Source organism: Pseudomonas sp. H2_A10 (assembly GCF_054680085.1).
On record NZ_CP162821.1, the window covers coordinates 1,198,425 to 1,211,783 of the forward strand.

A 13,359-nucleotide genomic window follows, 5' to 3' on the forward strand; every position below is an offset into this window, starting at 1 on the left:
CCAGGTGTTATGCCCGAATACGTTAATTGGCTTCGTCACGCGTCCCCCTATATCAATGCCCACCGCGACTGCACCTTTGTCGTCATGTTGCCCGGCGATGGTGTGGACCATCCGAACTTCGGCAATATCGTCCACGACCTGGTGCTGCTGCACAGCCTGGGCGTGCGCCTGGTACTGGTCCATGGTTCGCGCCCACAGATCGAAGCGCGTCTTGAAGCACGCGGCCTGATCCCGACCTACCACGAAGGCATGCGCATCACCGATGCGGCGACGCTGGAGTGTGTGATCGACGCGGTCGGCCATCTGCGGATCGCTATCGAAGCGCGCTTGTCGATGGACATGGCCTCGTCGCCGATGCAAGGCTCGCGCCTGCGGGTGGCCAGCGGCAACCTGGTGACCGCGCGCCCGATCGGCGTACTCGAAGGCGTGGACTACCACCACACGGGCGAAGTACGCCGCGTCGACCGCAAGGGCATCAACCGCCTGCTGGACGAGCGCTCCATCGTGTTGTTATCGCCCCTGGGCTATTCGCCCACCGGTGAGATTTTCAACCTGGCCTGCGAAGACGTCGCCACCCGCGCGGCCATCGACTTGGGGGCCGACAAGCTGTTGCTGTTCGGCGCCGACCTCGGCCTGATCGATGAAAACGGCCGCCTGGTGCGCGAACTGCGCCCGCAACAAGTGCCGGCCCACTTGCAACGCCTGGGCAGCAGCAACTACCAGGCCGAACTGCTCGACGCGGCGGCCGAGGCTTGCCGGGGTGGAGTAGGGCGCAGCCATATCGTCAGCTACGCCGAGGACGGCGCCCTGCTCACCGAACTGTTCACCCGTGATGGCGGCGGTACGCTGGTCGCCCAGGAGCAATTCGAACAGGTGCGCGAGGCGGCGATTGAAGATGTCGGCGGCCTGCTCGACCTGATCAGCCCGCTGGAAGAGCAGGGCATCCTGGTGCGGCGTTCACGGGAAGTGCTGGAGCGCGAGATCGAACAGTTCAGCGTGGTCGAGCGCGAAGGCATGATCATCGCCTGTGCGGCGCTGTACCAGATCGCCGATTCAGACGCGGGTGAGTTGGCATGCCTGGCGGTGAACCCGGAATACCGCCATGGCGCGCGGGGGGATGTGTTGCTGGAGCGCATCCAGGCCCGTGCGCGGGCGCAGGGGTTGAAAACTTTGTTCGTACTCACCACGCGCACCGCCCACTGGTTCCGCGAACGGGGGTTTGTGCCAAGCAGTGTGGACCGCCTGCCGTCGGCGCGTGCTTCGCTGTACAACTATCAGCGTAATTCGAAGATCTTCGAGAAAGCCTTGTAAAGCCCTCCCCTCCGACCACCGAGCAGGCTCGCGTAAGCACCGACCTGCTCGGCGGCTCGGTCTTTCACGTTACAACTGAAATTTAAGCATTCTTGATCTCACGCCGATAACGGGATGGCGACTGTGGGTAGATTGCGGTCGGCAAAGAAATTATTAGTGACACAAAAACTGTAACAAATTGACTGGAGGATGTGCGTTTCGCCATGATGGCGTCGCCTTTTTGATCATGGGTGACGTATGTAATGGAGCGTCCACACTAATCGATCTAAAAAAGTGCTGACAAATACCCTTTAGGAATGAGCTTATGGAACGGTTGGTCTACCCTGACTGCTCCATGTCACGCAAAGGCTTATTCCCGAATCGTATGAAAAAAAATGAAATAATTCTTTTTGGGTGTATGAAAAACTCATTACCCTGCAAGGACCAAATCAACTGTGATTAGACGAAGGTAGTACACACACAAGGTTACGATTGACTTGCCAGTCACTATCCGGCGCTAATCGCGCATCTGTGGATCGAGGGCGTCAGACCCGAGACCGAAGAAATACAAAAATTAGAAATGAGAGGAGCGGTACATGAAGAAGTCCACCTTGGCTTTGGCTGTAGCTTTGGGCGCAATCGCCCAGCAAGCAGGCGCTGCCGGTTTCATCGAAGACAGCAAGGCCAGCGTCAGCTCTCGCACCTTGTATTTCGACAATGATCAGCGTGATGGCGGTGCTGACCAGCGCGAGACGGCGACAGGCCTGAAATTCAACTACCTGTCCGGCTTCACTCAGGGCGTGGTTGGTTTTGGTATCGATGCCCAGGCATTGGTGGGTTTGCACCTGGACGGCGGCCGTGGTCATCACCCAAACAGCAACTCCTTCGTTCCAAGTGATACCGATGGCTCTGCCGTCAGCAGCTGGAGCAGCGCCAGTGCCAACGTCAAGGCCCGCTTCTCCAAGACTGAAGCCCACCTGGGTGGCGCGCTTGCACCGAACCTGCCGATTCTGATCGCCAGCGACGGTCGTCTGTTGCCGCAAACCTTTGAAGGCGGCACCGTCACTTCCAAAGAAATCGACAATGTGACCTTCAATGCCGGTCAGCTCGAACACGCCACTGGTCGTGCTTCCAGCAACAGCACAGAGCCTGGCCGTTAACGGCGGTACTCAGGAAAGCAACAAGTTCCGTTTTGGCGGCGCTGACTGGAAGGTCACCAAAGACCTGACCCTGCAGTACTACTACGCGAACCTGGAAGATTACTACAAGCAGCACTTCCTGGGCGCCGTGCATGTGTACCCGATCAGCGAAGGCCAGTCGTTCAAGACCGACCTGCGCTATTTCGACAGCAGCTCCGATGGCAAGAACGGTGATGCAGGCTACCGCTTCAACAACAACGGCGGCTATGCGAAGAACACCGGCGAGGTTGATAACAAAACCTGGAGCGCCATGTTCACCTACTCGTTGGGTGGCAGCGCATTCATGGTTGGTCACCAGCGCGTCAGCGACGATGGTGGTTTTGTCTGGGTAAACCAAGGCAGCGTGGTAGACGGCCGAGGTCGTAACGAAGGTGCTGGTGGCTCCAGCTTCTATCTGTTCACCGACAGCATGATCAACTCGTTCGTTCGCGCGGGTGAAAATACCACCTTCGGTCAGTACTCTTATGACTTTGCCGCACTGGGTGTTCCAGGCCTGAAAACCTCGATCGCTTACCTGCATGGCGATAACATCAAAGCTGCCAACGGTGGCAGTGATCAGTCCGAGTGGGAACGCGATATGCGTATCGACTACACCATTCAGCAAGGTGCGCTGAAAGGTTTCGGTACCACCCTGCGTCATGGTGCTTACCGCGGCAGCGGTACCGGTATCCAGGACCAGGATCAGACGCGTCTGATCTTCAACTACACCTACAGCTTCCTGTAAGTCTGGTTAAGGAAAACCTCGCGTTATCGCGAGGTTTTTCTTAATGTTGCATCAAGTCGAGCCAACCCCCGCAAGCCCTTCCTGAACCCCTCTTTGTACAGCGTCTCAAGGCCTTCTCGAACCTTGGAGGCGATATTGCACCCCGCCCTTTCTCGCGTCCAATGAACACATTTTTAATATTCTTTTATCGTCTAGATAAATCGATATTTATTCTTTTTAAATCAGCGTCAATCCATGCACAGTGGGCTCCATAAGCACTCATCAGGAGCCACACCATGAGCCTAAGACTGGGCGATATCGCCCCCGACTTCGAACAGGATTCCAGCGCCGGCAAGATTCGTTTTCACGAATGGCTTGGCGACAGCTGGGGTGTGTTGTTTTCCCACCCGGCGGACTTCACACCGGTATGCACCACCGAGCTGGGCTTTACCGCCAAGCTCAAGGACGAGTTCGCCCAGCGTGGCGTCAAGGCCATCGCACTGTCGGTCGACCCGGTGGACTCGCATCACAAGTGGATCGAAGACATCAACGAAACCCAGAACACGGTGGTCAACTTCCCGATCCTGGCCGACGCCGACCGCAAGGTCTCGGACCTTTACGACCTGATCCATCCCAACGCCAGTGACACCCTCACCGTGCGTTCCCTGTTCGTGATCGACCCGAACAAAAAGATTCGCCTGACCATCACCTACCCGGCGAGTACCGGCCGTAACTTCCACGAAATCCTGCGAGTCATCGACTCGCTGCAACTGACCGACAACCACAAGGTCGCCACCCCGGCCAACTGGCAGGACGGCGATGAAGTGGTGATCGTGCCGTCGCTCAAGGACGAGGAAGAGATCAAGAAGCGCTTTCCAAAGGGTTACAGGGCAGTGAAGCCGTATCTGCGGCTTACCCCACAACCTAACCGCTGACGCGGGACCTCTGTGGGAGGGAGCAAGACCCCTCCCACAGGTTGACCGCATTTCAACACTCACATTGCAGGGGTTTTCAGGCCGTTTTTACGGCCTTTTTTTTCGCCTGGCGGTTTATGAACCGTATATGCACTTAAGGAATAAACAAATGAAAAAATAAGATTTATAGATATATAAATCTGCTGATAAGGTCTGTCACATATTGGCGCCATCGCCCACCCAGCGAACCGCCGGCACTTGCTCAAGGAATTCCCGCATGTTGGTCGTCACACTCGGAGGCAGCCCCAGCCAGCGTTCCCGCTCCGGGGTCTTGCTGGAAAAAACCCGTCAATGGTTGCAAGGCAAAGGCGTTGAGGTGGTGAGTTACCAGGTACGGGACTTCCCGGCCGAAGACTTGCTGCATGCGCGCTTCGACAGCCCCAGGGTTATCGATCTGTTGCAGCAGGTGGCTAACGCCGATGGCCTGGTAATCGCCACGCCGGTGTACAAGGCCTCGTTCTCCGGCGCGCTGAAAACCCTGCTCGACCTGCTGCCCGAACGCGCCCTGGCCCACAAGGTCGTGTTGCCGATGGCTACAGGCGGCAGCATCGCCCACATGCTGGCGGTGGACTACGCCTTGAAGCCGGTGTTGTCGGCCCTCAAAGCCCAGGAGTTGCTCCACGGCATTTTTGCCGAAGACAGCCAGATCGCCTATGGCGAAGGCAGCGTGCAGGCGCAATTGGTGCCGGTGCTGGAGCAGCGTTTGCACGAAGCGCTGGAAACCCTCTACAGCGCCATGGCCCGCCGCCCGAAACCGCTGGACCCACATGTGCTCAATGAGCGTTTGTTGACTGCTCGCTGGAGCATCTGAGCCTTACCCATTTAAGAAACACTCACCTTACTCAGCCGCCAACGGCCAAGCAGGTGCAGCCAAAACCCTCATCGCATAATTGGAGAGAGCGCCATGCGCACTGTCATCTTGCGTCGTGGTCTGGTCGCACTGTTTGCTGCGGCTGTGTCCTTCGGCGCCATTGTTCAAGCCCAAGCTGCCGAGACCTTGCGGATCGGTTATCAGAAATACGGCACGTTGGTGCTGCTCAAAGCCAAGGGCACCCTGGAAAAACGCCTGGCTGCCCAAGGCGTACAGGTGCAATGGACGGAGTTTCCCGGCGGCCCGCAGTTGCTCGAGGGCTTGAACGTCGGCTCCATCGACTTTGGTGTTACCGGCGAAACCCCGCCGGTGTTCGCCCAGGCCGCCGGCGCCGACCTGCTTTACGTGGCCTACGAGCCACCGGCACCGACCAGCGAAGCGATCCTGGTGCCCAAAGACTCGACGATCAAATCGGTGGCCGAGCTCAAGGGCAAGAAAATCGTGCTCAATAAGGGCTCCAACGTGCACTACCTGCTGGTGCGTGCCCTGGAAGACGCCGGTCTGAAATACACCGACGTACACACCGTATTCCTGCCGCCCGCCGATGCCCGCGCCGCGTTCGAGCGTGGCAGCGTGGACGCCTGGGTGATCTGGGACCCGTACCAGGCCGCCGCCGAGAAACAACTGCAAGCGCGCACGCTGCGCGACGGCACCGGTATCGCCGATAACCACCAGTTTTACCTGGCGACCAAGCCGTATGCCGAGCAACACCCGCAGGTGATCAAGGCGCTGATCGAGGAAGTGCGCGCGGTGGGCGAATGGTCCAAGGCCAACCCACAGGAAGTCACCGAACAAGTCGCGCCGCTGCTTGGCCTGCCGGCTGACATCACCCTGACCTCGGTGAAGCGCCAGGGCTATGGCGCGCTGTTCCTGACCCCGGAAGTGGTTGCCGCCCAGCAGAAAATCGCCGACAGCTTTTACCAACTCAAATTGATCCCCAAGCCCTTGAGCATCAAGGACGTGATCTGGACGCCATCCGCTGCCGTGGCCAAAGCGCCGTAATCCGACTTCTTCAGGAGACAACTCCATGAGCCTCACTATTTTCTGGTTCCTGCCTACCCACGGCGACGGCCATTACCTTGGCACCGCCGAAGGCGCTCGCGCCGTCGACCACGGTTATTTGCAGCAAGTGGCCCAGGCCGCTGACCGCCTGGGTTTCGGTGGAGTGCTGATCCCCACCGGGCGTTCCTGCGAAGACTCGTGGCTGGTGGCCGCGTCGCTGATCCCGGTGACCCAGCGTTTGAAATTTCTGGTCGCCCTGCGCCCCGGGATCATTTCCCCAACAGTGGCCGCGCGTCAGGCCGCGACCCTGGATCGTTTGTCCGGTGGTCGCGCGTTGTTCAACCTGGTCACCGGTGGTGATCCGGACGAGTTGGCCGGCGATGGCTTGTTCCTCAGCCACGAAGAGCGCTACCAGGCTTCGGTCGAGTTCACGCGCATCTGGCGTCGTGTGCTGGAGGGCGAAACCGTGGATTACGATGGCGAACACATCAGCGTCAAAGGCGCCAAATTGCTTTACCCACCGATCCAGCAACCGCGCCCGCCGTTGTACTTTGGCGGTTCTTCCGAAGCCGCCCAGGACCTGGCCGCCGAGCAAGTGGAAATGGTGCTGACCTGGGGCGAGCCACCGGCCGCGGTTGCCGAGAAGATCGAACAAGTGCGGGCCAAGGCGGCCAAGCTCGGGCGTACCGTGCGCTTTGGCATTCGCCTGCATGTGATCGTGCGCGAGACCACCGACGAAGCCTGGAAAGCCGCCGACAAACTGATCTCCCATCTGGACGACGACACCATCGCCCGCGCCCAGGCCTCCCTGGCGCGCTTCGATTCGGTTGGCCAGCAACGCATGGCCGCGTTGCACGGCGGCAACCGCGACCATCTGGAAGTGAGCCCCAACCTGTGGGCCGGCGTCGGCCTGGTGCGTGGTGGTGCGGGTACGGCGCTGGTGGGTGATGGCCCGACCGTTGCGGCGCGGGTCAAGGAATACGCCGCGCTGGGCATCGACACCTTTATCTTCTCCGGTTATCCACACCTGGAAGAGTCGTATCGGGTCGCTGAGCTGCTGTTCCCGCACCTGGACATCGAGCGTCCGGAACTGCCGAAAAGCGCCGGCTATGTGAGCCCGTTCGGCGAAATGGTCGCCAACGATATCCTTCCCAAAGCGGCGTCACAGAGCTGAGGTGGCGTTATGAATTATGAAAAATTGAGCCATCGCGTGGCGCCTTGGGCGCTGCCGGTTTTATTGCTGGCGGTGTGGCAGTTGTCCGTGTCGGCGGGCTGGTTGTCGACGCGCATTCTGCCGGCCCCGAGTGCCGTGATTGAAGCGGGGGTGCATCTTGTGGCCAGCGGCGAAATCTGGACCCACCTGGCCATCAGCGGCTGGCGCGCGGGCCTGGGCTTTGTGATCGGTGGCGGCATCGGCCTGGCGCTGGGGTTTATCACTGGCTTGTCGACGTGGGGCGAGCGCCTGCTGGACAGCTCGGTGCAGATGATCCGCAACGTGCCGCACCTGGCGCTGATCCCGCTGGTGATCCTGTGGTTCGGGATCGACGAGACCGCAAAGATTTTCCTGGTGGCCCTCGGTACGTTGTTCCCGATTTACCTCAACACCTACCACGGCATCCGCAACGTCGACCCGGCGTTGGTGGAAATGTCGCGCAGCTATGGCTTGTCCGGGTTCAGCCTGTTCTGGCAAGTCATCCTGCCGGGCGCCCTGCCGTCGATCCTGGTGGGCGTGCGGTTTGCCCTGGGCTTTATGTGGTTGACGCTGATTGTGGCGGAAACCATCTCCGCCAGCTCCGGCATCGGCTACCTGGCGATGAACGCACGTGAGTTCCTGCAAACCGACGTGGTGGTGCTGGCCATCGTGATGTACGCCATTCTCGGCAAGCTGGCCGACCTGGCGGCACGTGGCCTGGAACGTGTGTGGCTGCGCTGGCACCCGGCGTATCAAGTGAATAAAGGCGGTGCGGCATGACAGCTCAACAACCTCCGCGCCTGCTTAAAGGGATCCCCCTGGCAGTGCGCAAATTGCGCAAATCATTTGGCGCACGGCACGTGCTCAAAGAGATTGACCTGCACATTCCGGCAGGCCAGTTCGTGGCCGTGGTCGGCCGCAGTGGTTGCGGCAAAAGTACCTTGCTGCGCCTGCTGGCCGGCTTGGACAAAGCCAGTGGCGGCGAGCTGCTGGCCGGTTCCGCAGCGCTCGGCGAAGCAATTGAAGACACGCGGTTGATGTTCCAGGAAGCGCGCTTGTTGCCGTGGAAAAAAATCATCGACAACGTGGGCCTGGGCCTCAAGGGCGACTGGCGCCCCAAAGCGCTGCAAGCCCTGGACGCGGTCGGCCTGGCGGAGCGCGCCAATGAATGGCCGGCGGCATTGTCCGGTGGCCAGAAGCAACGCGTGGCCCTCGCGCGCGCCCTGATCCACCAACCGCGCTTGCTGTTGCTCGATGAGCCGCTGGGCGCGCTGGATGCCCTGACCCGCATCGAGATGCAGCAACTGATCGAAAACCTGTGGCGCCAGCACGGCTTCACCGTGTTGCTGGTAACCCATGACGTCAGCGAAGCCGTGGCGATTGCCGACCGGGTGATCCTGATCGAAGACGGCGAAATCGGCCTCGACCTGATCGTCGACCTGCCACGCCCACGGGCCCGTGGCTCTCATCGCCTGGCGGCGCTGGAGGCCGAAGTGCTCAACCGTGTGCTGTCGTTGCCCGGCGCTCCGCCGGAACCCGAACCTGTTTCACCGCTGCCTACGCAATTGCGTTGGGCTCAATAACTCACTTGTCCCACGAAGGAAGAACACCATGACCATTAAAGCCATCAACGTGCGTAACCAGTTCAAAGGCACCATCAAGGAAATCGTAGTCGGCGACGTGCTGTCGGAAATCGATGTGCAGACCGCCTCCGGTATCGTCACTTCGGTGATCACCACCCGCTCGGTCAAAGAGCTGGAACTGGTGATCGGCAGTGAGGTGATTGCCTTTGTGAAGTCCACTGAGGTGTCGATCGCCAAGTTGTGAGGGGTGTCGGTCTTGAGGCCGTCATCGGGAGCAAGCCCCCTCCCACATTTGAGTGCATTCCAGAGTTGAAACGCGGTCAATGTGGGAGGGGGCTTGCTCCCGATGAGGCCTACCGGTCACCGCAAGGCTCAGCGCTTGGGCAAATAGGCTGGCAGGTAGAGCCCCACATACGCATCAAACACCCGCATCCCTTCCTCCGCCATACGCGGCGTAATCTGCCCATGCTGATGCACCGAGCGCGCATACACGCGGTCACTCAGTTCCAGCGCCAGGGCGAACACATCCACGTCGGCTGGCAACCTCGGCACTTCAAAGTGGCGGTTGAACACGGTCAGCATCAGATGTCCCAATTCCAGATCGTGCTGGCGGTCGGCCTGGGTGACTTCGGTGAGGCCATGCTGGGCCAGGATCAGCTGGCGGGCGGCGGCGTCATGTTCATAGATAGTCAGCATGCGCTGTTCGACGATACTGGACAGGTCTCGCCAAGTGTTGAGCGCCTCATGTTCGATGGGCGCCTCAATGGCCGCGCGGAAGGCCGCATGCACATCGGCCGTCAACGCCTCCAGTAACGCCGGCACGTTGGCGAAAAAGTGGTACACCGACGACGGCGGAATCTGCGCCCGTTCGGCCACGCTGTAGATCGACAAACTGTCCACGCCTTCGGCGGCCAGCAAGGTGCGGGCGGCATCAAGGATTGCGTCGATACGTGCCTGGCTGCGGGCGCGGGGTTTGCGAGTGGCGGCGGGGCGGGTGGTCATGGAAGTCTCCTACAAGGCAGCGGGCATTGTATGAGCAGGGAGATTTAACTGCATTCACAAATCAAAGTGTGGGAGGGGCGGTGCGACGATTCGACTTGCTCCCGATGAGGCCACCTCGGTATCCCAAAAGAAACCCATAAAAAAACGCCACTGACCAAAGTCAGCGGCGTTCCCTTTTACTGCTTCAACCGCTTACACGGTATGCAGGTACCAGTTGTACTCAAGGTCGGAGATGGAGTGTTCGAACTCTTCCAGCTCACTTTCCTTACAGGCGACGAAGATATCGATGTATTTAGGATCGATGTACTTGGCCATCACCTCGCTGTCGTCCAACTCACGCAGGGCATCGCGCAGGTTGTTCGGCAGGCTTTGCTCGTTCTGCTCGTAGCTGTTGCCTTCCACTGGAGCGCCCGGTTCGATCTTGTTGGTCAGACCATGGTGCACGCCTGCCAGGACCGAAGCCATCAGCAGGTAAGGGTTGGCGTCGGCGCCGGCCACGCGGTGTTCGATACGTACCGCGTCGGACGAGCCGGTCGGTACGCGAATCGCTACGGTGCGGTTGTCCAGGCCCCAGCACGGCGAGTTCGGCACGTAGAACTGTGCGCCGAAACGACGGTAGGAGTTGACGTTGGGGCACAGGAACGCCATCTGGGCGGGTAGGGTCTCCAGCACACCGCCGATCGCGTGACGCAATGCGGCGTTCTGCTCGGGATCCTCGCTGGCGAAGATGTTCTTGCCGTCCTTGTCCAGGATCGAAATATGCACGTGCAGCCCGTTGCCTGCCTGGCCTGGGTAAGGCTTGGCCATGAAGGTGGTGTCCATCTCATGGTCGTAGGCGATGTTCTTGATCAGGCGCTTGAGCAGTACCGCGTAGTCGCAGGCCTTGATCGGGTCGGCCACGTGGTGCAGGTTCACTTCGAACTGCGCCGGGGCACTTTCCTTGACGATGGCGTCGGCCGGGATGCCTTGCTCCTTGGCACCTTCGAGGATGTCCTGGAGGCAGTCGACGTATTCGTCGAGGTCGTCGATCAGGTAAACCTGTGTCGAATGCGGGCGTTTGCCGGAGATCGGCGAGCGGGGCGGTTGTGGGCGGCCGTTCACGTTCTCCTGGTCGATCAGGTAGAACTCAAGCTCGAAGGCAGCGCAGATGGTCAGGCCCATGTCATCGAACTTGCTGACGACTTGGCGGAGCACTTCGCGCGGATCGGCGAAGAAAGGTTCACCTTCAAGTTCGTGCATGGTCATCAGCAGTTGCGCGGTAGGGCGCTTTTGCCAGGGCTCATTGCACAGGGTGTCGGGGATTGGATAACAGATTCGGTCAGCATCACCGATGTCCAGGCCCAGGCCGGTGCTTTCCACCGTCGAGCCGTTGATATCCAGGGCAAATAAAGAGGCAGGCAGGTTAATGCCCTTCTCGTAAACCTTGTGGAGGCTGGTGCGTTCGATGCGCTTGCCGCGCACCACACCATTCATATCCGCAATTAGAAGGTCTACGTACAGAACCTCAGGATGATCCTTAAGGAACGCGTTCGCTTCGTTAAGCTGAACGGCACGCGGGGGTACCGACATGATGCAACACCTTTGTTGTTAAAAATATCAATCATTGATCTTTTCTGGTTTCAGTCAACCCGAACGGCATGCCGAAGTCAAGCGAGGCCTTTTTTGCCCTAAAAAAGCGCTCCGCAGGCTTTTTTGGGGCTTTTTAGGGCGGTTTTTTGGGTTTGATGGGCTTGGGACTCGCGGGCTTGAGCGGGCCGTGTTGTATTTTTTACGGGGGTGTTGTGTAAAAAAATGAACAAGGCTAAGCTCGATTCAAACCCATAACAGCAATAATACCGGGGTGCTTCATGTTTCACCTGCCGCCATTCGGCGTCTCTGCCTGCTTGCGCCAGGCTTTGTCCGCAGTTCATTCATCCCGTGTGAATACCCACGCTCCGGCCAATATTCTTGACGGCCTGTCCGACCTCTTCCTTGCCCTCGCCACCGCCGATGAACGGCCCTCATCCGTTGCGCCGATCAAGATTGCGCACAACTTTGGCGTGAGGAATGCAACGCTGCAGCAAATGGCAGGTAAGCTCCTACCCTGAACGAAAAAACGACGCGGATGCTGCGTCAACCAACGCCTGGCCTTTAATGGATGCCAGGAAACCCAGCCCAGAGGCATTTATGAGTAACAACCTCGACCAGCTCACCGATTGGTTGAAAGACCACAAGATCACAGAAGTCGAATGCATGATTGGCGACCTCACCGGCATCACCCGGGGCAAGATCTCGCCGACCAACAAATTCATCGCCGAAAAGGGCATGCGCCTGCCCGAGAGCGTGCTGTTGCAGACCGTGACCGGCGACTATGTCGAAGACGACATCTATTACGAACTGCTCGACCCGGCCGACATCGACATGATCTGCCGCCCCGACCAGAACGCGGTGTTCCTGGTGCCCTGGGCCATCGAGCCGACCGCCCAGGTGATCCACGATACCTACGACAAGCAAGGCAACCCGATCGAGCTGTCGCCGCGCAACGTGCTCAAGAAAGTCCTCAAGCTCTACGCCGACAAAGGTTGGCAGCCCATCGTGGCGCCGGAGATGGAGTTCTACCTGACCAAGCGCTGCGAAGACCCGGACTTCCCGCTGCAACCGCCGATCGGCCGTTCCGGGCGCCCGGAGACGGGTCGCCAGTCCTTCTCTATTGAAGCCGCCAACGAATTCGACCCGCTCTTCGAAGACGTCTACGACTGGTGCGAACTGCAGGAGCTGGACCTCGACACCCTGATCCACGAAGACGGCACCGCGCAGATGGAAATCAACTTCCGTCACGGCGACGCGCTGTCGCTGGCCGATCAGATCCTGGTGTTCAAGCGCACCATGCGTGAAGCCGCGCTCAAGCACGACGTGGCCGCCACCTTCATGGCCAAGCCGATGACCGGCGAGCCCGGCAGCGCGATGCACCTGCACCAGAGCATCATCGACATCGCCACGGGCAAGAACGTCTTCTCCAATGAAGACGGAAGCATGAGCCAGCTGTTTCTCAACCACATTGGCGGCCTGCAGAAATTCATCCCTGAATTGCTGCCGCTGTTTGCCCCTAATGTGAACTCGTTCCGCCGCTTCCTGCCCGACACCTCGGCGCCGGTGAACGTGGAATGGGGCGAAGAAAACCGCACTGTCGGCCTGCGCGTACCGGATGCCGGCCCGCAGAACCGCCGTGTCGAGAACCGCCTGCCGGGCGCCGACGCCAACCCGTACCTGGCGATTGCCGCCAGCCTGCTGTGCGGCTACATCGGCATGGTCGAAGGCCATAACCCGAGCGCGCCGGTGGTTGGGCGTGGTTACGAGCGGCGCAACCTGCGCCTGCCGTTGACCATCGAAGACGCCCTGGAACGCATGGAAAACAGCAAGACCATCGAGAAATACCTGGGTCAGAAATTCATCACAGGCTACGTCGCGGTCAAGCGGGCCGAGCACGAAAACTTCAAGCGCGTCATCAGTTCGTGGGAGCGGGAATTCCTGCTCTTCGCCGTCTGATGCGCCGGGCGTGCGGCT

Annotated in this window: 12 protein-coding genes and 1 pseudogene; 11 read left to right on the plus strand and 2 right to left on the minus strand. The window is 59.6% G+C overall.

Going from position 1 to position 13,359, the window contains the following annotated elements; translation table 11 throughout:
- Positions 1-9 precede the first annotated feature (9 nt).
- The 9 genes and pseudogenes from argA (at position 10) to AB4O23_RS05500 (ending at position 9,058) form a co-directional block, all read left to right on the plus strand.
- A complete protein-coding gene (gene argA / locus AB4O23_RS05460; RefSeq protein ID WP_065879292.1) occupies positions 10-1,311 on the plus strand; it encodes an amino-acid N-acetyltransferase in 1,302 nt (433 codons plus the stop codon).
- A gap of 575 nt (positions 1,312-1,886) precedes the next feature.
- Positions 1,887-3,213, plus strand: a pseudogene (locus tag AB4O23_RS05465) (OprD family outer membrane porin).
- Between the two features lie 275 nt (positions 3,214-3,488).
- On the plus strand, positions 3,489-4,127 hold the full coding sequence (locus AB4O23_RS05470) for a peroxiredoxin (protein ID WP_015886425.1): 639 nt from the start codon (positions 3,489-3,491) through the stop codon (positions 4,125-4,127).
- 256 nt (positions 4,128-4,383) lie between these two features.
- A complete protein-coding gene (gene ssuE, locus AB4O23_RS05475; RefSeq protein ID WP_065879293.1) occupies positions 4,384-4,977 on the plus strand; it encodes an NADPH-dependent FMN reductase in 594 nt (197 codons plus the stop codon).
- Between the two features lie 93 nt (positions 4,978-5,070).
- Positions 5,071-6,039 (plus strand): sulfonate ABC transporter substrate-binding protein, encoded by a 969-nt coding sequence (locus AB4O23_RS05480; protein ID WP_068933698.1) that lies wholly within the window; start codon positions 5,071-5,073, stop codon positions 6,037-6,039.
- Between the two features lie 25 nt (positions 6,040-6,064).
- Positions 6,065-7,213 (plus strand): FMNH2-dependent alkanesulfonate monooxygenase, encoded by a 1,149-nt coding sequence (gene ssuD / locus AB4O23_RS05485; RefSeq protein WP_017530896.1) that lies wholly within the window; start codon positions 6,065-6,067, stop codon positions 7,211-7,213.
- A gap of 9 nt (positions 7,214-7,222) precedes the next feature.
- Positions 7,223-8,011, plus strand: a complete 789-nt coding sequence (gene ssuC / locus AB4O23_RS05490) for an aliphatic sulfonate ABC transporter permease SsuC (RefSeq protein ID WP_017530897.1) — start codon at positions 7,223-7,225, stop codon at positions 8,009-8,011.
- Positions 8,008-8,814: an aliphatic sulfonates ABC transporter ATP-binding protein gene (gene ssuB / locus AB4O23_RS05495; protein WP_017530898.1), complete on the plus strand. Its 807-nt coding sequence runs from the start codon at positions 8,008-8,010 to the stop codon at positions 8,812-8,814. The genes ssuC and ssuB overlap by 4 nt, the downstream gene beginning before the upstream one ends.
- Positions 8,815-8,842: 28 nt before the next feature.
- Positions 8,843-9,058, plus strand: coding sequence for a TOBE domain-containing protein (locus AB4O23_RS05500; protein WP_003176783.1), 216 nt, complete (start codon positions 8,843-8,845; stop codon positions 9,056-9,058).
- A gap of 128 nt (positions 9,059-9,186) precedes the next feature.
- On the opposite strand, the gene AB4O23_RS05505 is transcribed toward AB4O23_RS05500, so the two are convergent.
- Both AB4O23_RS05505 and AB4O23_RS05510 read right to left on the minus strand, forming a co-directional pair.
- On the minus strand, positions 9,187-9,816 hold the full coding sequence (locus AB4O23_RS05505) for a TetR/AcrR family transcriptional regulator (RefSeq protein WP_460062544.1): 630 nt from the start codon (positions 9,814-9,816) through the stop codon (positions 9,187-9,189).
- A 192-nt stretch (positions 9,817-10,008) separates the two neighbouring features.
- Positions 10,009-11,385 carry a glutamine synthetase family protein gene (locus AB4O23_RS05510; protein WP_003176781.1) on the minus strand — a complete coding sequence of 459 codons (1,377 nt, stop codon included), beginning with the start codon at positions 11,383-11,385 and terminating at the stop codon, positions 10,009-10,011.
- A 278-nt stretch (positions 11,386-11,663) separates the two neighbouring features.
- Here AB4O23_RS05510 and AB4O23_RS05515 point away from each other — a divergent pair, with 278 nt between their 5' ends.
- A complete protein-coding gene (locus tag AB4O23_RS05515; RefSeq protein WP_080598201.1) occupies positions 11,664-11,903 on the plus strand; it encodes a hypothetical protein in 240 nt (79 codons plus the stop codon).
- 79 nt (positions 11,904-11,982) lie between these two features.
- Positions 11,983-13,341, plus strand: coding sequence for a glutamine synthetase family protein (locus AB4O23_RS05520; protein ID WP_017530900.1), 1,359 nt, complete (start codon positions 11,983-11,985; stop codon positions 13,339-13,341).
- Positions 13,342-13,359: the final 18 nt, after the last annotated feature.